Here is a 23,353-nt window from a genome sequence, read left to right on the forward strand (position 1 = left end):
GGCGGCAAGGGCGGCAGCGGCGGCAGGGGCGGCGTCGGCGGCAACGGCGCAAACGGTGCCAGCGCCACAGCCGCAGGTGGCGACGGCCAGGACGGCGGCGACGGCGGCGCCGGTGGCGTCGGGGGTGCCGGCGGCAGCGGTGGGACCGGTGGGGCGGCACTTTCGGCGTCCGGACACGCCGGCTTGCGCGGGGCCGGCGGGACCGGCGGCGACGGCGGCGCCGGCGGTGCTCCCGGTGACGGTGGCAACGGCGCCGCCGCGACCGGCGTCACCGGCGGAAACGGCGCGACCGGAGGCAATGGCGGCAATGGCGGCAATGCCGGCGCCGGTGGGGCCGGCGGGGCCGGAGGTGCCGGCTCGACCCCGGGCCTATCGGGACTGTCCGGGCCCAGCACCGCCAACGGCGGCAACGGCGGCAACGGGGGCAACGGCGCTACCGGCGACGTGGGCGCATCGCCGACCACAACCGGGGCATCCGGCGACGTGGGCGGTAGCGGCGGAGCCGGCGGTCATGGCGGGGCCGGCGGGCATGGCGGCAGCGACGGCGGCAATGGCGGCAACGGTGGTGCCGGCGGCAACGGTGGCCGCGGCGGGGCGGGGGGCACTGGCGCCTCCGGCGTGAACGCCACAACGGCCGGTGATGTCGGGCAGGCCGGCGGTGATGGCGGCACCGGCGGCGCCGGCGGAGCCGGGGGCGCCGGCGGGGCCGGCGGAGCGGCGCTGTCGGCGTCGGGTCATGCGGGGAGCCGCGGGACCGGCGGGGCCGGCGGCGATGGCGGCGCCGGCGGCACTCCCGGTACTGGTGGCAACGGCGCCAATGGAGCGGCCGGAGTCAACGCCGGCGCAGGTGGCGCTGGTGGCAACGGCGGCAACGCGGGCTTGGGTGGCGCCGGCGGGGCCGGTGGTACCGGCTCGACTCCGGGACTCTCAGGCCTGTCGGGACTGAGTACCGCCAACGGTGGCAACGGCGGCAACGGCGGTAATGGTGCGCTCGGCACCAACGGCACCTCACCGACCACGACCGGCGCATCCGGCGGCAACGGCGTAGCTGGCGGCGCCGGTGGCAATGGCGGCGCGGGCGGCCGCGGCGGTACCGGCGCCGGCGATGGCGGTGCCGGCGGCAATGGTGGCAATGGCGGCCGCGGCGGAGCCGGGGGCAACGGCGCTACCGGCGCCAACGCGACCACCGGCGGCGCCGACGGGCAAGCCGGCGGCGACGGCGGGAACGGCGGTGGCGGCGGCGCCGGCGGCAATGGCGGGGCCGGCGGTGCGGCGCTCGCGGCAACCGGTCACACCGGCACGCGCGGCGCCGGCGGGGCCGGCGGCAGCGGCGGCGCCGGCGGCGCTCCAGGTGACGGCGGCAATGGCGCAACGGGAGTAACCGGATTCAACAGTGGCGCCGGCGGGACTGGCGGCAGTGGCGGCAACGCGGGCTTGGGCGGGGCCGCCGGCACCGGCGGCGCCGGCTCGACTCAGGGTGCTTCCGGGTTGATGGGGGTCAGCAACGCCAACGGCGGCAACGGCGGCAACGGCGGGAACGGCGCGGCCGGGACCCCGGGAACTCCGGGAAACCAACCGGGCGCGTCCGGCGGTGACGGCGGCGCCGCCGGGACGGGCGGTAACGGCGGGATCGGTGGCCGGGGCGGCACCGACGCCGGCAATGGCGGCAACGGCGGGCGCGGCGGTACGGGCGGCGACGGCGGTACCGGCGGCGACGGCGTCAGCGGTGCCAACGGTGACGTCCCGCAGGTGAACGGTCAACGCGGCGGCGACGGCGGAGTTGGAGGTGCCGGCGGGGCCGGCGGCAACGGCGGAGCCGGCGGCGTGGCCCTGGCGGCTTCAGGCCATGACGGTGCGCGCGGGGCCGGCGGCAATGGTGGTAACGGCGGAACCGGCGGCGCCTCGGGCAACGGGGGCAACGGTGGTGAGGATCCATTCAATGCTGCCGGCGGAGCTGGCGGCGACGGTGGAACGGGTGGCGCTGGCGGGGCCGGCGGCAACGGCGGGAACGGGGCAATCGCCGGTAGCGGTGGTAACGGCGGGAACGGCGGCGCTTCGGGCAACGGCGGCGAAGGCGGCAAAGCGCTGCAAGACGCCGCCGGCGGGGCCGGCGGCAACGGCGGCGTCGGTGGGGCCGGTGGCGCGGCTGGGGTCGGCGGGGTCGGAGATACCAACGGTGCCGATGGCACCGGCGGACACGGCGCCGCGGGTGGGCACGGCGGCAACGGCGGTCCCGCCGGCGCGTCCGCGCAGGCCTTCGACGGCAGAAACGGCGCGGCTGGCGGGGCCGGCGGCAATGGCGGCGCAGGTGGGGCCGGTGGCGCAGGCGTCGGCGAAACCGGCGGCGGCAATGGCGGCAAGGGCGGCGACGCGGGCAACGGCGGTAACGGCAGTGCCGGCGCTGAGAACATCAACCCCGCCGGTGTCGGCGGCGTCGGCGGCAGTGGCGGCGCGGGCGGCTCCGGTGGCGCGGGCGGCCGGGGCGGCAGTGGCAGCGGCAGCGGAGGTAGCGGCGGTAACGCTGGTAACGGCGGACTCGGCGGCGACGGCGGGCCGTCCGCGGTCGACACCGGGGGCAAAGGCGGTCAGGGCGGCAGCGCGGGCGTGGGCGGGGCCGGCGGTGACTCCGGCGGCGGTTTCAGCAACGGTGGAGCAGGCGGTCAGGGCGGTACTGGCGGCGCCGGCGGCACTGGCGGCGCCGGCAACTTCATCGGCAAGAGTGTTGGCGTGGGCGCCGGGGGCGACGGTGGCGATGGTGCGCCGGGCGGGGCCGGCGGTGACGGCGGCCTGGGCGCCGGCATCGGCAGCGGCGGCGCCGGCGGGAAAGGCGGCAATGGCGGAGCCGGCGGTGACGGCGGGCCGTCTGCCACCAACGTCGGCGGAAACGGCACCGGAGGCGGCAACGGCAGTCCCGGTACTGGTCCCGTCGGTATCGAGCCCGGCGACGGCGGACCCGGCGGCACCGCCGGTGACGGCGGGGCGGGGGGACCAGCCTGACGAAAAATCGAGCCTAGCTCCGGCGCAGCCGAATCACCGAGACCGCAACGGCTGCAACGGAAATCAATGCCAGCAGTTGAACAATCGCGGCATGCCCGGCATACCCGTCCACCGACCGCCACGGATGGCGGGACAGCGCCGCCCCGGCCAGAATCAGCCCGCCCGCGCTCAACGCCACGGTGACGTTGTCGCGCAACCGCTCTCGGTCGCGCAGCACATACCGCAGCCCCAGGGCGGCGCCCATGACCACCACCCCGGCCGGACCGGCGATCAGGGCGCCGGCCGCCAGCACGCCGAGCGCGGCCCAGCCGCCGGGAGCCCAAGGGGCAGCCGCGGGATCGTCACACGACGCCCTGCGCCGCCACAACGCCAGCAACACCAGCAGCGGCAGCAACGCCAGCCCGACCGCCAGTCCCGTCCGGTACACCGTGTTGGCGGGGAACGTCAGCGTGATGGTGCCCGCGCTCCCGGCGGGCACCAGCCACCCCTGCTGCCACCCGTTGACCGCGACCGGCTGCAGCCGGACCCCGGCGCTGGTGCGCGCCTGCCAGCCCGGGTTGATGCTTTCGGGCACGACCAGTATCCGGGACCGGTCCGACGCGGGCGCCCGCACTTCGCGCCGGTCCGGCCCCCAAGCGTCGATAACAGCGGAATCCGTTGCTGCACTCGGCAATTCAACAAAACCGGGAGCCGTCAACTCGGCGCCGTCGACGACGAATTGCGCACCGGGGCTGATCAGCAACTCCTGCTGGCCGGCCGGCAGCGCGATCGGGTCGCGGTCACACGCGACGGCCGGAACCGGCGCCCCGTCCAGCAGCGTGCCCACCGTGGTGCGGATCGAGGTGTGCACAAACCGGCCCGCTACGGCGATCACCGGGCCGTGCTGGCAGTCGACGCTCACCGCGCGCCCGCGGTTGCGGGCCGCGTCGGCCGGCGCCACCGCGGCACCGCCCGGTCCGAGCACCACGACTTCGGCCAGGCCCGGCGGCTTGAGCTGGTCGAAGCCCAGCGCGTTGCGGTCGATGATGTCTTCCCAGTCGAGCAGGCTGAGCGTCACGGTGTCGGTGACCCGGGGCGCCAACGTCAACGTCTGCGGCTCGGAGCCGCGTTGCAGCGCGCGGATCTGCGGCCCGTCGCCCAGGTTGACGGCCACCATCGTCGGATGGGCCGGCAGCGCCGACCGGCTGGCCGCCAGCCGCAGCCCGGTGACCTCGGTGGGGTGCGGCAAGGTGAGCGTCAGCGTCGGTGGGGTCTTGTGCTGTACCACGCGTTGGGGCGCCGTCCACGAGGTGGCCGGATCGCCGTCGGTGGCCGCATAGGCCGAACCGAGCACTTCGACCGAATCCGAATCACCTGAAGCGCGAGTGGTATTCGGCTCGGCGATCAAATCGGCCAGCTTCGGCCCCTGGCGTGGCCGTACCCACACCGTCGGGGTCACCGACATCGGCTTCGGCACGGTCAGGGTGCGGCTGAAGTTGACCGGCTCCTCGGGGGCCAGCGCCATGGATGCCGCGCAGCGCACACTGTCGGGCCCCGACGCGCAGCCCGGCCTGCCCAGCAGTTCGGACCCGAGATCCCACTCGGCGATGGCCGCATCCGGCGGCGGCCCGGGCACCAGCACGGTGTGGTGTAGCTGCACCGGGTGGGCGAACCCGGACGCGTCGTACTGGGTGATGCTCAGGTCGGTGATCCCGAACTGCACACCGGCCGACCCGTCGTCGGTGGCGGCCGCGGTAACCCGTACCCACGGCGTCTCGCCGTAGGGCAGCGCGACGGTCAGCGGCTTGCCGGCCTCGTCGAACCGCAGCGTGGTGCTGCCGTTTACCGTTTCGACAACGATGCGGCGGACCTGAGCGCCGACGGCCGTGGCACTGGGCGTCAGGGTGAGCACGGCGTTGGTCACCGGGTGGTCGAAATCGACCTGCAGCCACTGCCCGACCGCGGACTGCAGCGCGCTGGACACCCACGAGGTCGCCGGGTCGCCGTCGATCGCCGCGGCCGCAGAGGTCGCCGGGGCAACATCGGGTAGTGCGGTGGAATCCGACGACGAACTCGACACCGTGATGCGGCCCCCGGTCCAGCCGCCGACAACCGGCTCGGCGCCCGGAACCGGGTAGTCGGGCACCCGGTTGTAGGTGTGCCGGGCGTCCCCAACCGCGCGGATCGCCGACGAATGGTGATCGACCCGGCCGTAGTCGGTTTCCCGGGCGACCGGCGTGTCGGTGACGGTAACCAGCGGCGTTGGCAACCCGGCCGCGCGCGCGTCGGCGGTCAGCAGAGCCGGGCCCAGCGAAGGCTGGCCCAGCAGCCGCCGCCGCTCGTCGAGCCGCAGCAGCACTTCGGGACCACCGTCGACGCGAGACAGCCGGTCGGCTTCGGCGAAGTACGGCGAGCCGGGATGGCCGGCCACCTCGACGCGATAAATCTCCACCGCCGGATAGCGGGGCCGCAGTCCGCTGTCGGACACGAACCCCGCCACCGCACCCGGCCCCACCGGCGCGCCGAATTCGGCCACTTTCGCCAGGCCCGGCGATCCCACGATGGTGCGGTGCGCCAGGATCGGGCGGGCCGAGCGCGACGTCTCGGGGTCCAGGTCGTTGCGCAGCACGATGAACGAAATGCCTTGGCGGGCAAGGGTATCGGCCAGCCCTACCGACGGCCGTCCGGAAGCTAATAGGCGTTGCACCGAATCCAGCGCCCGGATGGTTTGCGGTGGGGTCAGCGGAATGGAGTCGCGCACCCCCCACGCGCTGTCGCCGAGCACCTGCAGCGGCTCGTCGTGGCTGTTCCCCCAGATTTGGGTCGCGAACGGCGCACCCGGCACCACCAGGACCCGCCCGTTGCGGTGTGCGCTGAGCCAGTCGGCGGCCTCATGCCAATACCCCGGTATCGCGCTGAACGTGCCGGGCGGGGTGAGCCGGCCGGTCCAGGCCAGCGAGGTACTCACCATCAGCGCGACCAGCGCGACGATTCCGACCGCGACCCGTTTGTCACGCTCCGGGTGGGCGATGAGGCGCAGCCGCACCTTGCCCAGCAGTTCCGCGAAGCCCAGCACCAGCGGGATCCGCACCACCGGGCCCAGCTTGTGCACGTTGCGCAGCGGCGTGCCGGCGGCGTCCAGGAACGCCTGCACCTGGTGGGCCAGTGGCGAACCCAGCCCGCCGCTGTAGCCGACCGCCAGTAACACCACCCCGACCAGCAGCATCGTCACCAGCCGGCCGCGGGCCGGCATGCCCCGACTGGCCAGGCCGGCCAATCCGGCCGCGGCGACCAGGCAGGTGCCCAGGATCGCCACCGAACCGGTCACCAGCGGCGCCCCCGCGGTGGCGTTGGGCGCCACGAACGGTGTCCAGCTGTCGATCCCACGCAGCATCTCCACCAGCGAGGACCATTGCGTGGTCACGCCCGAGGATTCGATGAAGTCCAAGAACGGCGGGCTGATGCCGCGCAGCTCGGCCAGCGCCACCACCCACCACAGCACCGCCAGCGCTACCGCGGGCAGCAACCACGCGGTGTAGCGCCACCACCGCCGGTTGGGCCGGTGACAGGCCCACCAGATCACCGCCGGCAGACACGCCGCAGCCGTTGCGATGGCGTTGACCGCCCCCATCAACGCCACCGCCAGCCCGGCCTGGGCGGCCAGTACCCGGACAGATCGAGTCCCTCGCAACGCCAGGATGGTGGGCAACAGCACCCACGGCGCCAGCATCATCGGCAGCGTTTCCGACGAGATCGACGCCAGCGTGGTCAGCACCCGCGGCGACAGCGCGAACGCCGTCGCACCCAGGACGCGCGACGCCGGGCTGCCGATCCCGAGTGCCTCGGCGACCCGCAACAGCCCCCAGAATCCGACCGTGAGCAGCAGCGCCCACCACAGCCGCTGAGTGATCCAGCCCGGCACCCCCAGCAGATGGCCGACCAGAAAGAAGGTGCCGTGCGGAAACAGGTAGCCGTAGGCCTGGTTCTGCGCCTGGCCGAACGGCAGCTCGCTGTTCCACAGGTTCGTCGCGCGGGCCAGAAAGCGCAGCGGATTGGCGGTGAGGTCGAGTTTGGTGTCCGGAGAAATCTGGCCGGGGGCTTGAGCGAAGGTCAGCGCCAGCGCGACCGCGGCGACGAGCACCAGCCACCGGCGCGAAAGCGGCGCCACCATCGATTGTTAGCTGCGGTTGCCGTACTCGACCCGGTTGAGCACTGAGGATGACGGATCGCCGCCGGGCAACGGCGGCTTGGTGTCTTGCTGCACCATCAGGGTGATCCCGAAGATCGCAGCCGCACCCAATAGGAGACCAACCACCACGCTCGCAGCGGCGGGCGCGATGATCCGGTTCATAGCGCCAACCTAGCAGAAGAGCCTTTCCGGCTCGCGCGACCCAAGCCGAGCGGCGCAATACCGCCGTGACAGCATTGCCGGATGTCTTTCCCGCGCACCCTGGCTGTGCTCGCCACGGTATCGGCACTGGTGGCGGCCTGCGGACACGGCGGCACCAAGACCGCACCGCCTTCCTCGACGACGACTGCGTCGTCCAGTAGCCCCACGCCCATGGCCGCTGCCGTGCCGCCCGTGTGCGCCGAGCCGACGGCGGTTCCGGCGGCGTTGTCGACCCGCGACAAGCTGGCCCAACTGCTGATGGTGGGCGTGCAGGACGGCGCCGATGCCAAGGCCGTGGTCAGCACCTATCACGTCGGCGGCATCATGATCGGCGGCTGGACCGACCTGTCGATGTTCAACAACGGCGCGCTGACCGACATCATCAACAGCGCGGGCCCGCTGCCGCTGGCCGTGAGCGTCGACGAGGAGGGCGGGCGGGTATCCCGGCTGAAGTCGATCATCGGAACCTCGCCGTCGGCGCGGGTTTTGGGGCAGACCCAGACCGTCGACCAGGTTCGCGCCCTGGCCCGCCAGCGCGGCGAGGCGATGCGCAAACTGGGCATCACCGTCGACTTCGCCCCGGTGGTCGATGTCAGCGACGCCCCGGACGACACCGTCATCGGCGACCGATCGTTCAGCTCGGACCCGGCGAAGGTCACCGCCTACGCCGGGGCCTACGCGCAGGGTTTGCGCGACGCCGGGTTGTTGCCGGTGCTCAAGCATTTCCCCGGCCACGGGCACGGCTCGGGTGATTCGCACACCGGCGGAGTCAGCACGCCGCCACTGGGTGATCTGGTGGCCAACGATCTGGTGCCCTACCGCACGCTGGTGACCCAGACCCCGGTCGCAGTGATGATCGGTCATCTGCAGGTCCCGGGATTGACCGGCTCCGATCCGGCCAGCCTGAGTCCGGCCGCCGTGCAACTGCTGCGTACCGGAACCGGTTATGGGGCGCCGCCTTTCGACGGCCCGGTGTTCAGCGACGACGTGTCCAGCATGGCCGCGATCTCCGACCGGTTCGGCGTGACCGAGGCGGTGCTGCGCACCTTGCAGGCGGGCACCGATATCGCGCTGTGGGTCACCACCAAAGAGGTGCCCGCGGTGCTGGACCGGCTGGAGCAAGCGCTGAACGCGGGCGAACTGCAAGCGCCTGCGATCGACCAGTCGGTGGTGCGGGTGGCGACCATGAAGGGTCCGGGCCGAAGCTGCGGACGCTAGCGAGCGGGCGCTTACTCTAGAGTCAGATAGACGGGCTAGAGAGGCGCACGACAAATGGCAGGTGGTACCAAGCGGCTACCCCGAGCCGTCCGCGAGCAGCAGATGCTCGACGCCGCCGTGCAGATGTTCTCGGTCAACGGCTACCACGAGACCTCGATGGACGCGATCGCCGCCGAGGCGCAGATCTCCAAGCCCATGCTCTACCTCTATTACGGCTCGAAGGAGGACCTGTTCGGTGCCTGCCTGAACCGAGAGATGAGCAGGTTCATCGACGGGGTACGCGCCGACATCGACTTCACTCAGAGCCCAAAAGACTTGCTGCGCAACACTATTGTCTCGTTCCTGCGTTACATCGACGAGAACCGGGCATCGTGGATCGTGATGTACACCCAGGCCACCAGCTCCCAGGCGTTCGCCCAGACCGTGCGCGAGGGCCGTGAGCAGATCATCGACCTGGTGGCCGGGCTGGTGCGAGCCGGCACCCGCAGCCCCCGCTCCGACGCCGAAATCGAAATGATGGCAGTCGCTTTGGTGGGGGCCGGTGAAGCGGTGGCCACCCGGGTCAGCGCCGGCGACACCGGTGTGGACGAGGCGGCCGAGTTGATGATCGATCTGTTCTGGCTCGGTCTCAAGGGCACGCCGGCTGATCGCGACGTCGGCCGGGGCGCCGCTACCGGCTAAATTCGCGCCGTGACTGAATTGCCCGCCTCCCATCGGAACCTGGACTTCTTTTGCGCAGTTGTCATAGTCGGCCTGCTGGCGGGGGTCGCGGGATTGTCGACGACGGTTGTGCTGCGCTTCGTCGAGCACCTCACCTACCACTACACCTTCGGCTCACTGCTCGGCGGTGTCAGCGGCAGCAGTCCGGTCCGCCGCGCCGTGGGCCCGATGATCGGCGGGGCCGTGGCCGCGCTGGGCTGGTGGATCCTGCGCCGCCGCGCCGACGTGCCGCCGCTGGACCACACCATCGTGAGTCATGCGCGAGTACCACGGCTGACCTGGAGCATCGACGCCATGCTGCAAGTGGTGCTGGTCGGCTCCGGCGCATCCTTGGGCCGGGAAGGGGCACCACGCCAATTCGCCGCGGCCCTAAGCGATTTGGCTACCGGCTGGCTGAAACGGCTGTCACCCGGCGACCGGGAGATCCTGCTCGCCTGCGCCGCGGGGGCCGGCCTGGGTGCGGTCTACGCCGTTCCGCTGGCGGGTGCGCTTTTCGCGCTGCGGATCGTGCTGCACAGCTGGCAGCCACGCGCGGTGGGGGCGGCGTTGATCACTTCCAGTCTGGCCGTCGCGATCGGTTCAGCCGTCACCCACGATCGCCCCGAACTCGACTGGCCCAGCGTGGAATCGACGTATCTGCTGACGGCTCACGGGCTGCTGCTGGCGCCGCTGGCCATGGCGGTGGGGTTGGCCTTCAACCGGATCATGGCCGCAGCGCGCCCGGCTCGCCTGCTGCGGTCCTGGGTCCTGATCCCCGCGCTTGCGGCCGCGGGCCTGCTGACCGGCATCTGCTCGCATTGGTGGCCCGAACTTCCCGGCAACGGCAAAAGCATTCTCACCGTCAGCCTCGCCTCGGGCATGACGCTGTCGGCGGCGGCGGTGATCCTGGTGCTCAAACCGCTGCTGACCGCGCTGTTCCTGCGAGCCGGCGGAGCCGGCGGAATGCTGACGCCGTCGCTGGCCACCGGCGCCGCGGCGGGATCGCTATTGGTGCTGGCCATCAACTCGGCCGCCGGGACACACCTGCACGTGCCGGCGGTCTCGCTGGCCGGTGCGGCCGGCGTGCTCGCCGTCACTCAGGGCTCCCCGGTCTGGGCGGCGATCTTCGTCTGGGAGCTGGCCCGCCCCCCGATCTGGCTGCTGCTGCTTTTCCTGGTTACCGCCGTTGCGGCGGACCGGCTCAAGGCAGCGGTCGAACGGTACCGGTCAGGTGCGGGTAACCCTTAGAAACGTTGCGCAGTGCCAGATCCCAGCCACCTTCGTTCTCTTCGACGTAGAGCCCGGCGGTAGCCGGCAGCACCACCGGTTTGGCGAACCGCACCGAATACCGCACCGCATCGGGAAACCGGCCCTCGATGTTGGCCAATACCGCTGCGGCGCTGAACATTCCGTGCGCAATGACGGTCGGGAACCCGAACATCTTGGCGGCCACCGGATTGGTGTGGATGGGATTGTGGTCGCCGCTGACGGCGGCATAGCGGCGGATCTGGCTGGGCGTGATCCGCAGCACGGTGGAGGGCGGAGGCGGCTTGGGCTCCTTTTGCGGCGGGGGTTTGGGCTCGTCGGACAGGCTGGTGCGCTGCTGGTGCAGAAACGTGGTCACCTGATGCCAAGCGGTGTCGTTGCCCACGTTCACGTCGGTAACTATGTCGACCAGCAGACCCTTGCGGTGTTCGCGCAGATTCTCCGCATGCACCCGCACCCCCACGGTGTCGGTGACCGCTATCGGCCGGTATTGCGTGATGTGGTTCTCCATGTGCACCGAACCCATTGCGGCAAAAGGGAAGTCGAAGGCGGTCACCAGCGACATCACCGACGGGAACGTCAATGCGAACGGATAGGTCAGCGGAACGGTGTTGCCGTAGCGCAGGCCGGTGACCGCCGCATAGGCCGCCACATTGGTGTGGTCGATGGGCAGTTCCTCGACCGTCACCGTGCGGTCGGGCAGCTTGTCGCCGCGCGGTATCACCGGCAAGGCCCCGGCCGCCGCACGCAGCAGGTTCTTCAGGCCGCTTGGCTGGTTCACGGTGTTCCCCCTGGAAAGGCTAGGCGCCCAGCATCTGCTGACCGCAGACGCGAATGACGTTGCCGGTCACCGCGTTTGAAGCCGGGCTGGCAAAGTAGGCAATGGTCTCGGCGACGTCGACCGGCTGGCCGCCCTGATGCAGCGAGTTCATCCGGCGGGCCACCTCGCGGGTGGCCAACGGAATGGCCGCGGTCATCTGGGTCTCGATGAATCCCGGTGCGACGGCGTTGATCGTGATGCCCTTCTTCGCCAGCTCGGGTGCCAGCGCCTGGGTGATGCCGATCATCCCGGCCTTGGTGGTGCCGTAGTTCGTTTGCCCGCGGTTGCCCGCGATGCCGGCGATCGACGACAGACCGATGACCCGGCCGCCCTCACCGAGGGTGCCGTTGGCTACCAGGCCCTCGGTAAGGCGAAGCGGCGCAAGCAAATTCACGGCCAGGACGGCATCCCAGCGCGCGTCATCCATGTTCACCAGGAGCTTGTCGCGAGTGATGCCGGCATTGTTGACCAGGATGTCGGCCCGCCCGCCGTGGTGGTCGCGTAGGTGCTCGGTGATCTTTTCCACGGCATCTTCGGCCGTCACATCCAGCCACAGTGGGGTACCGCCGACGTTGTTGGCGGTTTCGGCCAAGGCTTCTTCGGCCGACTCCACATCGATCGCGACGACGCGGGCGCCGTCGCGGGCCAACACCTCGGCGATCGTGGCGCCGATGCCGCGCGCGGCGCCGGTCACGATCGCGACCTTGCCGTCCAGCGGCTTGTCCCAGTCCGCCGGTGGCGTGGAGTCTTGCGCTCCGACGTAGAAAACCTGGCCGTCGACGTAGGCCGACTTGGCCGACAGGATGAACCGCATGGTCGATTCCAGGCCGGTCGCGGCCGGTTTGGCGTCCGGCGCCAGATACACCAGCGCCACGGTGGACCCATTGCGCAGTTCCTTGCCCAGTGACCGGGTGAAGCCCTCCAGGGCACGCTGGGCGATGCGTTCGTCGGTGCTGGCGGCAGCTTCGGGCGTGGTGCCGACGACGACCAGGCGCGCGCAGGGTTTGAGGTTGCGCAGCAGCGGCGTGAAGTACTCGTACAGCGCCTTCAGTCCGGCCGGTTTGGTGATGCCGGTGGCGTCGAACACCAGGCCGGCGAACTTGTCGGCCCAGCGCCCGCCCAGGTTGTTGGACACCAGCTCGTAATCGCCGTCCAGCGCGGTGCGCAGCGGCTCGACGACGCGGCCCGGCTGGTCCGCTGGCCCGCCGATCAGCAGGGGCCCGTCCAGCGCCGGATCACCCGCGCGGTAGCGGCGAAGTTCCTCGGGCTGGGGCAGTCCGAGTTGCTTGGCCAAAAACGATCCCGGTGCGGAGTTGACCACCTGCGATATCAGATCTGGCGAGCGTTTGGGGGCCACTGGGCTGCCTTCCGTGTCAGGGACGAACTTACTTCTGAGTAAGAACAGTGAGTAGTATTGCCTGCAGGCGGATACCCCAAAAACTAACCCCCTATTAGCGGAGAGAAACGTGGCCCCTGCAAGTTCCGAGCCGAGCCGGCGTGTGGCCGTTCTTGGCGGCAACCGTATCCCATTCGGTCGATCCGACCGCGCATACGCCGAGGCGTCCAACCAGGACATGTTCACCGCCGCGCTGGGCGGACTGGTCGACCGATTCGGTCTGGGTGGCGAGCGATTGGGTGCGGTGATCGGCGGCGCGGTGCTCAAGCACAGCCGCGACTTCAACCTGATGCGTGAATGCGTGCTGGGTTCCGCGCTCTCGTCGTACACGCCGGCCTTCGACATCCAGCAGGCCTGCGGCACCGGCCTGCAAGCCGCCATCGCGGCGGCCGACGGCATTGCCGCCGGCCGCTATGAAGTGGCCGCCGCAGGCGGTGTGGACACCACCTCGGACGCGCCGATTGCGCTGGGTGAGGACCTGCGCCGCACCTTGCTGAAGGTGCGCCGGTCCAAGTCCAACGTGCAACGGGCGAAGCTGTTGGGCGCACTGCCGGCCAACCTCGGGCTGGACCTGCCCGCCAACAGCGAACCGCGCACCGGCCTGTCGATGGGCGAGCACGCCGCCATCACCGCCAAGCAGATGGGCATCAAACGCGTCGAGCAGGACGAACTGGCCGTCGCCAGCCACCGCAACATGGCCGACGCCTACGACCGCGGCTTCTTCGACGACCTGATCACCCCGTTCCTGGGGCTCTACCGCGACGACAACCTGCGTCCGGACGCCAGCGTGGAGAAGCTGGCCGGGCTGCGCCCCGTTTTCGGTGTGAAGGCCGGTGACGCGACGATGACCGCGGGTAATTCCACGCCGCTGACCGACGGCGCCTCGGTGGCGCTACTGGCCAGCGAGCAGTGGGCCCAGGACCACTCGCTGGCTCCGCTGGCTTACTTCGTGGATGCCGAAACCGCTGCGGTCGACTACGTCAACGGGAGCGACGGGCTGCTCATGGCGCCCACCTACGCGGTGCCCCGCCTGCTGGCCCGCAATGGGCTGAGCCTGCAGGACTTCGACTTCTACGAAGTCCACGAAGCCTTCGCCTCGGTAGTGCTGTGTCACCTGCAGGCCTGGGAGTCCGAGGAATACTGCAAGGGACGCCTTGGACTCGACGCCGCACTCGGGTCGATCGACCGGACCAAGCTCAATGTCAACGGTTCGTCCTTGGCGGCCGGGCACCCCTTCGCGGCCACCGGCGGGCGGATCCTTGCGCAGCTGGCCAAACAGATCGCCGAGAAGAAGGCGGAAAAGAAGGGGTCCGGCCCGGTTCGGGGACTGATTTCGATCTGCGCCGCCGGCGGCCAAGGTGTTGCCGCGATTCTTGAAGGCTGACTTTTTTGGGACGCGCGAATCATTTTCCGATTCGGATGGTTTGTGCCGCGAGCAGATGGGTATCCGCATGCTCGGATAGCCCCGTGTTGTGGTCTGACCCCCCGACCCCGACGGCAACGCGGGGCAATCCCTAGATCGACCGCCGGTCAGCGGAGACGGGCGAACGCAAAGGGCCGCCGCTGGGCTGAGGGGATCCAGCGGCGGTCTTTTTGATTCCCGTTTGATCGCTCTGAAGTCGTCGAGATATAACCCAGGAACCCGCCTCGCGGCGAGTCGTGTGCCCACGTTATGTGTCGCGAGGAGCGGCCGTAAACGTAAAGCGGTCCCCGTTCTCGAGAACGGGGACCGCTTTACGTGCAGGCTAGAACGCGGCCTCGTCGAGTTCCATGATGTCGTTGTCCAGCGTGTCGATCACCTCGCGGGTGCTGGTCAACAGCGGCAGGAAGTTCTTCGCGAAGAACGATGCCACCGCGATCTTGCCCTCGTAGAAGGACCGGTCGGCACCGGTGGCACCGGCGTCCAGTGCGGCCACGGCGACGGCGGCCTGACGCTGCAGCAACCAGCCGATGACCAGGTCGCCGACGCTCATCAGGAAGCGCACCGAACCCAGCCCCACTTTGTACAGGCTGGTCACGTCCTCCTGAGCGGCCATCAGGTAGCCGGTCAGCGTGGCGGCCATGGCCTGCACGTCGGTGAGGGCCTTGGCCAGCAGCGCCCGCTCGGTCTTGAGCCGGCCGTTACCGGTCTCGCTGTCGACGAACTCCTGGATTTGACCCGACACGTGGGCCAGCGCAACACCCTTGTCGCGGACGATCTTGCGGAAGAAGAAGTCCTGCGCCTGGATGGCGGTGGTGCCCTCGTAGAGAGAGTCGATCTTGGCGTCGCGGATGTACTGCTCGATCGGGTAGTCCTGCAGGAAGCCGGAACCACCCAGGGTCTGCAGGCTCTCGGTGAGCTTGGCGTAGGCCTGCTCGGAGCCGACGCCCTTGACCACCGGCAGCATCAGGTCGTTGACCTTGACCGCCAGCTCGGGGCTGACACCGTGCACCGCCTCGGCGACCGACGCGTCCTGGAACGTCGCGGTGTAGAGGTACAGCGCACGCAGACCCTCGGCATAGGCCTTCTGGGTCATCAGCGACCGGCGCACATCGGGGTGGTGAGTGATCGTCACCCGCGGTGCGGTCTTGTCGGTCATCTGGGTCAGGTCGGCGCCCTGCACGCGGGACTTCGCGTATTCCAGCGCGTTCAGGTAGCCCGTCGACAGCGTGGCGATGGCCTTGGTGCCGACCATCATCCGGGCCTGCTCGATGACCTCGAACATCTGCGCGATGCCGTTGTGCACCTCGCCGACCAGCCAGCCCTTGGCGGGCACATCGTGCTGGCCCAACGACAGCTCACAGGTGGTGGAAACCTTCAGGCCCATCTTGTGCTCGACATTGGTGACGAAGACGCCGTTGCGCTCGCCCAGCTCGCCGGTCTCGAAGTCGAACAGGAACTTGGGTACGAAGAACAGCGACAGACCCTTGGTACCGGGGCCGGCGCCCTCCGGACGGGCCAGCACCAGGTGGAAGATGTTCTCGAAGAGGTCGCCGGAGTCACCCGAGGTGATGAACCGCTTGACCCCGTCGATGTGCCAGGAGCCATCCTCCTGCTGAACGGCCTTGGTCCGTCCGGCGCCCACGTCGGAGCCGGCGTCCGGCTCGGTGAGCACCATGGTCGAACCCCAGCCGAGCTCGGAGGCCAGGATGGCCCACTTCTTCTGCTCCTCGGTTCCGAGGTGGTAGAGGATGTTGGCGAAGCCGGCGCCGCCGGCATACATCCACACGGCCGGATTGGCGCCCAGGATGTGCTCGTGCAGCGCCCAGACCAGCGACTTGGGCATCGGCATGCCGCCGAGGGCCTCGTCGATGCCGGCCTTGTTCCAGCCGGCGTCGGTCACGGCGTTGACGGACTTCTTGAAAGACTCCGGCAGCGTGACCGAGAACGTCTTGGGGTCGAACACCGGCGGGTTGCGGTCACCCTCGACGAACGACTCGGCGACCGGCCCCTCGGCCAGCCGGCTGACCTCGGCCAGCATTTCTTGGGCGGTGTCGACGTCCAGATCGCTGAACTCGCCTTCACCCAAAGCTTTGTCAACGCCCAACACCTCAAACAGGTTGAACACCTGGTCGCGGACGTTGCTCTTGTAGTGGCTCACTACGGTCCTCCTCGTTGAGAATGCCACATGATGGTTGGGTACTCAGGCTAAGTTACCCACCAGTAACACTGTTAAAATATATCGGCTAGATACTTCAACGCAAGTTGGCGTGAGCCACATTTCTACCAACCGGTTGGGTCAGCCCTGATCACTGCCCTAGCAGGCGCTGCGACCTGGGGCGATGGTGTGCACAATGACGATTGTGGGGAACATCACGGCCCTTCCGATAGTGGATCTTCGCGCGGATTTCGGCCGGTTGCGCAATAGCCTTCGGGTGGCCGCCCACGAGGTGGGCTTTTTCTATTTGACCGGCCATGATGTTCCCGCCGATCTCGCCGCGGCCGTGCTTGACGTGGCGCGACGGTTCTTTGCCCTGCCGCAGCCGGACAAGGACGCGATCGCGATGGTCCGCAGCCCGCATTTCCGCGGGTACACCCGGCTGGGCGGCGAGCTGACCGGTGGCGAGGTGGACTGGCGCGAACAGATCGACATCGGACCCGAGCGCGCGCCGATCGGCGGTGCGGACAAGACGGATTACCTCTGGCTGCAGGGGCCCAACCAGTGGCCGACGGCCTTGCCCGAGCTGCCCGGCGTCATCGCCGAATGGGATGCCGCGCTGTCCGGGGTGGCCCGCACCCTGCTCAGCCACTGGGCGGCCGCCCTCGGCAGTCCAGCCGATGTGTTCGACGCGGCGTTCGCCGGCGAACCCGCCACGTTGATCAAAGTCGTGCGGTACCCCGTCTCGGCGGCCAGCTCACAAGGCGTGGGAGCGCACCGGGACTCCGGCGTGCTCACGCTGTTGCTGGCCGAGCCGGGCAGCCGCGGCCTGCAGGTCCGGCGCGGCGATCACTGGGTGGACGTGCCCGCCCTGGACGGCGCGTTCGTCGTCAACATCGGCGAGTTGCTCGAAATCGCCACCGGTGGCTATCTGCGCGCAACCGAGCACCGGGTGAACCTGCAACGAGGGGTCACCGACCGGCTTTCGGTGCCCTATTTCTTCAACCCACGACTGGACGCACAGATACCGGTACTGTCCCTGCCCGCGGAACTGGCCGCACACGCGGTGCCGCACCGGGACCCGTCGGATCCCATCTTCTCCGTCTATGGACGCAACGCCTGGAAGAGCAGATTGCGAGCGCACCCGGATGTGGCTGCTGCACATGGATACTCAGCGGGTAGGGTCTAGCGCGAGAATCCCGTTCTCGGCTCAAGGGGCGAATGAAGTCCGATGAACTCCAACAGCAAGCTGACACCGTCGTCGCTGCGCGACGCCTTCGGGCATTTCCCGTCCGGGGTGGTGGCCATCGCGGCTGAGGTCGACGGAGTTCGCGAGGGCCTGGCGGCCAGCACCTTTGTTCCAGTCTCGCTGGATCCGCCGCTGGTGTCGTTCTGTGTGCAGAACATCTCGACCACCTGGCCAAAGCTCAAGGGCGTACCCATGCTGGGCATCAGTGTGCTCGGCGAGGCTCATGACGAGGCGGCGCGCGCGCTGGCTGCCAAGACCGGCGACCGGTTCGCCGGGCTGGAGACGGTGTCCTGCGAATCCGGGGCGGTGTTCATCCAAGGCACGGGTCTGTGGTTGGAGAGTGCGATCGAACAGCTGATCCCGGCCGGGGACCACACCATCGTCGTGCTGCGGGTCAGCGAGGTCACCGTGGATGCCGAGGTGGCGCCCATCGTTTTCCATCGCAGCGTCTTCCGCCGCCTCGGCGTCTGAACCCGCAACAGTGCACTTTGCCCTGTTGGAATCGCGAAAGAATGTGCGCGCTTTGGTGGCGCCGAACCTTTGCCGCTTAGTAACCTCCTTTCACTTTCAAACAGGAGGGCATGCGAGATGGACATCAATCGAAGCGATGTCCCCTCGGCACTATTACGGCCGGTTGATTGGGTGAAGCCGTCCGTCAATCGCGACAGCGCCTTTGACCGTCGGCTGCTTTTCGAGAACTTCACTATCGCAGGTTTCAAGGAGCTGGAGGTCGAGCTTGAAGACCAGCTTCGGGTGGCACCCACTGACACCATTCGTTATCAGCTTGCCACCGTCCTTGCGCAATGCATGCCCACTCGGCCGTCGTTATGGCGCGCCGACGAACTCTTGACCAGTGCGCTGAAGCCGGACAGCGATCTTTCTGCTGGTCTGCGCAAAAGCGCCCGAGACGTCCAGCGCAGCGTGCGGTCAATGCTGCTGGAATCCGAGTCCGCCGTCTCCGGCCGGCTGAGCCAGGTGAATTGGGGAATCTACAATCGGTGCCCCTTGGTGTGCGTGGGCTGTTACAACATTTTCAATTCCCAGACGCTTCCGTTGCGCCACACCAAGCGGGTGGTCGAAAAGCTGGTCGCCGCCGGGGTTGAGGAATTAGTGATATCGGGTGGTGACCCGCTCGAATGGGACGATATTCTCCCGTTCGTCGAGCATGCCCATAAATGTGGGCTCGATGTTGCCATCGACACCGTGGGATACAGCTTTACCGCGGAAACGGGCGAAGCGCTCAGCGGGAAAATTTCCTATTTGGGTCTTCCGGTAGACGGCTCGCAACAAGACGTGATCGCCGGTTTCCGCAAAGGCAAGGCCGATTTGTTCCAGCGGGTCAGGCACACCCTCGAGCTGTGCAGCGACTACGCGATTCCGGTCAAGATCAATACCACCGTGACGAACTTGAACATCAACGACCTGGACGCTGTGGCGCAGCTGCTGGGCGAGTACGACGCCGTTGTGGCCTGGTCGCTCTTTCAATGGTGGGACATCCGGGCGACTCCCGCGCTGCGGGCGCGGATGCAAGTGGACACCAGCCGTTTCCGGAAACGCGCCCGGCAATTACAACAGCTGTACCCGCAACTCGGAATCTGGGGCCAAGACGTCAACCGACGGGCGCGGACGCATTTCTTCATCTCCGCGAATGGCGAGGTTTACACGTTCGATTCCGGTGTTCTTTCGACGATCATCATCGGAGATATATCCACCGACAGCATGGCTGAATTGATCGAATCGCCCGCACTGCGCAAGGATTCGCCGAAGTTCCGCCGCAGTTTCCCGGCCCGGCCACTCGAGGAAGTAGCATGCGCTAGAGCATAATGGGAACATCGCATCCGGCCGGTCAGGTCGACGGCACGAGCAGACGTGTGATCTGGCTGATCATCACGCAGAGTGGTTTCTACCGGACCGCGCTGCAGCTTGGCAATGTCCCTATTGTGCTGCCTTTTGTGGTGGCGGAACTGCATGCCGAATTGTGGATGGCGGCCCTTATCTTTCCCGCCTTCACGGCCGGCGGCGCGATAGGGAACGTGTTTGCGCCGGCGGCCTTGGCCGCCGTTCCGCGGCGCTTGCGCCTGGTGATTATCGTGTTCTTCCTGGCTGTCCTGGCCGGTCTCAACGCGTTATGGGCGACTATCGGCAACGGAAATATCGCCGGAATGCTATTTGTGGTCAATGTGATATTGATAGGAGCGGTGTCGGCCTTCTCCTTCGTCGCATTCGCCGACTTGGTGGCGGCTATGCCGTCGCGAACGGCCCGGGCCCACATTCTGCTCACCGAGGCCGGCGTGGGGGCCACGTTGACGGCCATGGCGACGGTGGCGTTGTCATTCGTACACCACGAAAACCAATTGACGAACAATATCCGCTTGCTCTGGACGGCTGCCGTGGCCATGGCGATCTCGGGGCTGGTTTGCCTTGCGCTGCCACACAAAATCGTGCCCGGCGCCCACTTGGCGCCCCGGCTGCACAAACTTCTGCATGTCGGGTGGGAGACGGTCCGAACCACCGGCTGGTATCGCCGCTACCTGCTTGTCCAGCTGCTCTTCGGGTCGGTCGTATTGGGGTCCTCGTTTTACAGCATCCGGGTCGCGGCGACGCCGGGCGACCAGCACGACAACGTCGTCGCCGTCGTCCTGTTCGTCTGCGTCGGGCTGCTGGCGGGAATCGCCTTGTGGAACCGGACCCGCCAAAGATTCGGCTTGATCGGGTTGTTCGTCGGCAGTGCGTTCGTCAGCATCGCCGCGGCGGTGGTCGCCATCGGATTCCAGTTGGCCGGATGGTGGCCCAACATCATCGCCATCAGCCTGGTGATTGCGCTTGCCTCGATCGCCAACCAGAGCGTCTTCACGGCCGGTCAACTCTGGATCGCCCACGATGCCGACCCGGCGCTGCGGATTTCCCTCATCGCCTTCGGGCAGTTGGTGATCAGCGCGGGGTTGATCGGTTTGAGTTCGGTACTGGGCCTACTGGCCCAGTACCACGAAGCGCTATGGCCGGTGGTGGCAGTCCTCGTGCTGAATCTGACCGCCGCCTACTCGGCCAAGCGGCTGGCTCCCGCCGACTGAACGCTAGCGGCGGAACAGCTTGTTACCCAGCCACACCACGGGGTCGTACTTACGATCGGCGACCCGTTCTTTCATCGGGATCAACGCGTTGTCGGTGATCTTGATGTTCTCCGGGCACACCTCGGTGCAGCACTTGGTGATATTGCAGTAGCCCAGGCCGTGCTCTTCCTGAGCATCGTTGCGCCGGTCCCGGGTATCCAGGGGATGCATCTCGAGCTCGGCGATGCGCATCAGGAAGCGCGGCCCGGCGAACGCCTGCTTGTTCTCTTCGTGGTCACGCACGACGTGGCAGACGTTCTGGCACAGGAAGCATTCGATGCACTTGCGGAACTCCTGCGAGCGCTGCACGTCGACCTGTGCCATCCGGTACTCGCCGGGCTGCAAATCCTTCGGTGGCGCGAAAGACGGTATCTCGCGGGCCTTTTCGTAGTTGAACGAGACATCGGTGACCAGGTCGCGCATGACCGGGAAGGTACGCAGCGGGGTGACGGTGACCACCTCGTCCTCGGCGAACGTCGACATCCGGGTCATGCACATCAGCCGGGGCTTGCCGTTGATCTCCGCCGAGCATGATCCACATTTGCCCGCCTTGCAGTTCCAGCGCACCGCGAGATCGGGCACCTGCGTCTGCTGCAGCCGGTGGATGACGTCGAGCACCACTTCACCCTCGTTGACCTCGACGGTGAAATCGCGTAGGTCGCCGCCACTTTCGTCGCCGCGCCACACTTGCAAGCTAGCGTTGTAGCCCATTACGCACTCCGTCCTGGATGGTCGGCCAACTCTTCGTCGGTGTAGTACTTCTCCAGCTCGGAAATGTCGAAGAGTTCCAGCAGGTCCGGCCGCATGGGTAGCTGCGGCTGCCGATCGATCCTGATGTGTGCACCATCGACCTCGGTGTTGTTGATGCGGCAGGCCAGCAGGCTATTGCGCCAGTTGGCGTCCATGCTGGGATGGTCGTCACGGGTGTGGCCGCCGCGGCTTTCGGTGCGCTGCAACGCAGCCCGTGCCACGCATTCGCTGACCAGCAACATGTTGCGCAGGTCGATTGCCAGGTTCCAGCCCGGGTTGTACTGGCGGTGACCTTCGACCTGCACATTCTGGTAGCGCTTCCATAGCTCGCCCAACAGCGTCAGCGCCTTGGCGATCTCGTCCTCTTTGCGGATGATGCCGACCAGGTCGTTCATCACGTGCTGCAAGTCGAGCTGCAGTGCGTATGGATTCTCCGGTGCCGAACCGTCTTTCGGCCCTTCGAAAGGTTTCAGCGCCATCTTGGCCGCCGCGTCGACCGCGTCCTGAGACACCGACGGGCGGCTGCTCAGTGCCCGCACGTAGTCGGCGGCACCCAGCCCGGCGCGTCGCCCGAAGACCAGCAGATCGGACAGCGAATTGCCGCCCAGCCGGTTGGAACCGTGCATGCCGCCCGAGCACTCACCCGCGGCGAACAGCCCGGGGACGGTGGCCGCGCCGGTGTCGGCATCGACCTCGACACCGCCCATCACGTAGTGACAGGTGGGCCCGACTTCCATTGGCTCCTTGGTGATATCGACCCCGGCCAGCTCCTTGAACTGGTGGTACATCGAGGGCAGCCGCCGCTGAATCTCCTCGGGTGTCAGCCGGGACGCGATGTCCAGGTACACCCCGCCGTGCGGGGTGCCGCGGTTGGCTTTGACCTCGGAGTTGATCGCGCGGGCGACCTCGTCGCGGGGCAGCAGGTCGGGGGTGCGTCGAGCCGAATCGTTGTCTTTGAGCCACTGATCGGCTTCTTGCTCGGTTTCGGCGTACTGGCCCTTGAACACTGGCGGGATGTAATCGAACATGAACCGCTTGCCCTCGGAGTTCTTCAGCACTCCGCCGTCACCGCGAACGCCCTCGGTGACCAGAATCCCTTTCACGCTGGGCGGCCACACCATTCCGGTCGGGTGGAACTGGACGAACTCCATGTTGATCAGCGAGGCGCCGGCGCGCAGCGCCAGGGCGTGCCCGTCGCCGGTGTATTCCCAGGAGTTGGACGTCACCTTGAACGACTTGCCGATTCCGCCGGTGGCGAGCACCACCGCCGGGGCCTCGAACAAGATGAACCGGCCGCTTTCCCGCCAGTATCCGAACGCGCCGGAGATCTTGTCCTGGTCCTTGATCAGCTCGGTGATCGTGCACTCGGCGAACACCTTGATCCGGGCCTCGTAGTCGCCCAGTTCGGCGTAATCCTCCTGTTGCAGCGACACGATCTTCTGCTGCATGGTGCGGATCAGCTCCAGGCCGGTGCGGTCGCCGACGTGGGCCAGCCGGGGGTAGGTGTGCCCGCCGAAGTTTCGCTGACTGATCTTGCCGTCTTTGGTGCGGTCGAACAGGGCACCGTAGGTCTCGAGCTCCCAGACGCGGTCCGGAGCCTCCTTGGCGTGCAGTTCGGCCATCCGCCAGTTGTTGAGGAATTTCCCACCGCGCATGGTGTCGCCGAAGTGGGTCTTCCAGTTGTCCTTCGGGTTGGTGTTGCCCATCGCGGCCGCGCAGCCGCCCTCGGCCATCACCGTGTGGGCCTTGCCGAACAGGGACTTACACACCACCGCGACCTTCAGGCCGCGTTCGCGCGCCTCGATGACCGCACGTAAACCCGCGCCGCCGGCACCGATCACGACCACGTCGTAGGAGTGCCGTTCGACCTCAACCATGAAACCTCGCTAGCTCAATTCTGA

At 68.1% G+C, this 23,353-nt stretch carries 15 protein-coding genes and 1 pseudogene; 9 read left to right on the forward strand and 7 right to left on the reverse strand.

Annotation, left to right across the window (positions count from 1 at the left end; translation table 11 throughout):
- Positions 1-2,997, forward strand: a pseudogene (locus BST12_RS34260) (PE family protein); the annotation flags it as partial.
- 13 nt (positions 2,998-3,010) lie between these two features.
- On the opposite strand, the gene BST12_RS14600 reads toward BST12_RS34260, so the two are convergent.
- On the reverse strand, positions 3,011-7,144 hold the full coding sequence (locus BST12_RS14600; protein ID WP_083113898.1) for a DUF3367 domain-containing protein: 4,134 nt from the start codon (positions 7,142-7,144) through the stop codon (positions 3,011-3,013).
- 9 nt (positions 7,145-7,153) lie between these two features.
- Positions 7,154-7,327, reverse strand: coding sequence for a DUF2613 domain-containing protein (locus BST12_RS14605; protein ID WP_067373497.1), 174 nt, complete (start codon positions 7,325-7,327; stop codon positions 7,154-7,156).
- An 81-nt stretch (positions 7,328-7,408) separates the two neighbouring features.
- On the opposite strand from BST12_RS14605, the gene BST12_RS14610 reads away from it, so the two are divergent.
- From BST12_RS14610 to BST12_RS14620, 3 genes are read left to right on the forward strand one after another with little or no spacing between them, the layout of a single operon-like run.
- Entirely contained in the window at positions 7,409-8,584 is a 1,176-nt protein-coding gene (locus tag BST12_RS14610) for a glycoside hydrolase family 3 N-terminal domain-containing protein (RefSeq protein WP_083113840.1), read from the forward strand.
- A gap of 54 nt (positions 8,585-8,638) precedes the next feature.
- Complete coding sequence (locus BST12_RS14615) at positions 8,639-9,265, forward strand: TetR/AcrR family transcriptional regulator (RefSeq protein ID WP_083113841.1); 627 nt, start codon at positions 8,639-8,641, stop codon at positions 9,263-9,265.
- 9 nt (positions 9,266-9,274) lie between these two features.
- Positions 9,275-10,531 (forward strand): chloride channel protein, encoded by a 1,257-nt coding sequence (locus tag BST12_RS14620; RefSeq protein ID WP_083113842.1) that lies wholly within the window; start codon positions 9,275-9,277, stop codon positions 10,529-10,531.
- Here BST12_RS14620 and BST12_RS14625 read toward each other — a convergent pair.
- Positions 10,485-11,330: a MaoC/PaaZ C-terminal domain-containing protein gene (locus tag BST12_RS14625; RefSeq protein WP_083113843.1), complete on the reverse strand. Its 846-nt coding sequence runs from the start codon at positions 11,328-11,330 to the stop codon at positions 10,485-10,487. The two genes, BST12_RS14620 and BST12_RS14625, sit on opposite strands and share 47 nt — an antisense overlap.
- A gap of 19 nt (positions 11,331-11,349) precedes the next feature.
- On the reverse strand, positions 11,350-12,726 hold the full coding sequence (locus BST12_RS14630; RefSeq protein ID WP_083113844.1) for a 3-oxoacyl-ACP reductase: 1,377 nt from the start codon (positions 12,724-12,726) through the stop codon (positions 11,350-11,352).
- Between the two features lie 109 nt (positions 12,727-12,835).
- Here BST12_RS14630 and BST12_RS14635 point away from each other — a divergent pair, with 109 nt between their 5' ends.
- On the forward strand, positions 12,836-14,149 hold the full coding sequence (locus BST12_RS14635; RefSeq protein WP_083113845.1) for an acetyl-CoA C-acetyltransferase: 1,314 nt from the start codon (positions 12,836-12,838) through the stop codon (positions 14,147-14,149).
- A gap of 361 nt (positions 14,150-14,510) precedes the next feature.
- On the opposite strand, the gene BST12_RS14640 is transcribed toward BST12_RS14635, so the two are convergent.
- The gene (locus tag BST12_RS14640) at positions 14,511-16,346 is read right to left on the reverse strand and encodes an acyl-CoA dehydrogenase (RefSeq protein ID WP_083113846.1); all 1,836 of its coding nucleotides are present in this window, start codon (positions 16,344-16,346) and stop codon (positions 14,511-14,513) included.
- A 193-nt stretch (positions 16,347-16,539) separates the two neighbouring features.
- Between BST12_RS14640 and BST12_RS14645 the strand changes: the two genes are divergently transcribed.
- The 4 genes from BST12_RS14645 (at position 16,540) to BST12_RS14660 (ending at position 20,663) form a co-directional block, all read left to right on the forward strand.
- Complete coding sequence (locus BST12_RS14645; RefSeq protein ID WP_139801690.1) at positions 16,540-17,532, forward strand: isopenicillin N synthase family dioxygenase; 993 nt, start codon at positions 16,540-16,542, stop codon at positions 17,530-17,532.
- A 42-nt stretch (positions 17,533-17,574) separates the two neighbouring features.
- A complete protein-coding gene (locus BST12_RS14650) occupies positions 17,575-18,063 on the forward strand; it encodes a flavin reductase family protein (RefSeq protein WP_083113848.1) in 489 nt (162 codons plus the stop codon).
- Positions 18,064-18,180: 117 nt separating this feature from the next.
- Complete coding sequence (locus BST12_RS14655) at positions 18,181-19,416, forward strand: radical SAM protein (protein WP_083113849.1); 1,236 nt, start codon at positions 18,181-18,183, stop codon at positions 19,414-19,416.
- Positions 19,413-20,663, forward strand: coding sequence for a hypothetical protein (locus tag BST12_RS14660; RefSeq protein ID WP_083113850.1), 1,251 nt, complete (start codon positions 19,413-19,415; stop codon positions 20,661-20,663). Before BST12_RS14655 ends, BST12_RS14660 begins: the two co-directional genes overlap by 4 nt.
- Before the next feature lie 3 nt (positions 20,664-20,666).
- Here BST12_RS14660 and BST12_RS14665 read toward each other — a convergent pair whose 3' ends face one another.
- Positions 20,667-21,413, reverse strand: coding sequence for a succinate dehydrogenase/fumarate reductase iron-sulfur subunit (locus BST12_RS14665; RefSeq protein WP_083113851.1), 747 nt, complete (start codon positions 21,411-21,413; stop codon positions 20,667-20,669).
- The gene (locus tag BST12_RS14670) at positions 21,413-23,329 is read right to left on the reverse strand and encodes a fumarate reductase/succinate dehydrogenase flavoprotein subunit (protein ID WP_083113852.1); all 1,917 of its coding nucleotides are present in this window, start codon (positions 23,327-23,329) and stop codon (positions 21,413-21,415) included. The genes BST12_RS14665 and BST12_RS14670 overlap by 1 nt, the downstream gene beginning before the upstream one ends.
- Between the last annotated feature and the right edge of the window lie 24 nt (positions 23,330-23,353).

This window comes from Mycobacterium angelicum, assembly GCF_002086155.1.
GTDB lineage: Bacteria > Actinomycetota > Actinomycetes > Mycobacteriales > Mycobacteriaceae > Mycobacterium > Mycobacterium angelicum.

Coding starts and splice junctions, on each gene's coding strand:
- BST12_RS14605 (WP_067373497.1), bottom strand. CDS start 7,327: ATGAACCGGATCATCGCGCCCGCCGCTGCGAGCGTGGTGGTTGGTCTC.
- BST12_RS14610 (WP_083113840.1), top strand. CDS start 7,409: ATGTCTTTCCCGCGCACCCTGGCTGTGCTCGCCACGGTATCGGCACTG.
- BST12_RS14615 (WP_083113841.1), top strand. CDS start 8,639: ATGGCAGGTGGTACCAAGCGGCTACCCCGAGCCGTCCGCGAGCAGCAG.
- BST12_RS14645 (WP_139801690.1), top strand. CDS start 16,540: ATGACGATTGTGGGGAACATCACGGCCCTTCCGATAGTGGATCTTCGC.
- BST12_RS14650 (WP_083113848.1), top strand. CDS start 17,575: ATGAACTCCAACAGCAAGCTGACACCGTCGTCGCTGCGCGACGCCTTC.
- BST12_RS14655 (WP_083113849.1), top strand. CDS start 18,181: ATGGACATCAATCGAAGCGATGTCCCCTCGGCACTATTACGGCCGGTT.
- BST12_RS14665 (WP_083113851.1), bottom strand. CDS start 21,413: ATGGGCTACAACGCTAGCTTGCAAGTGTGGCGCGGCGACGAAAGTGGC.
- BST12_RS14670 (WP_083113852.1), bottom strand. CDS start 23,329: ATGGTTGAGGTCGAACGGCACTCCTACGACGTGGTCGTGATCGGTGCC.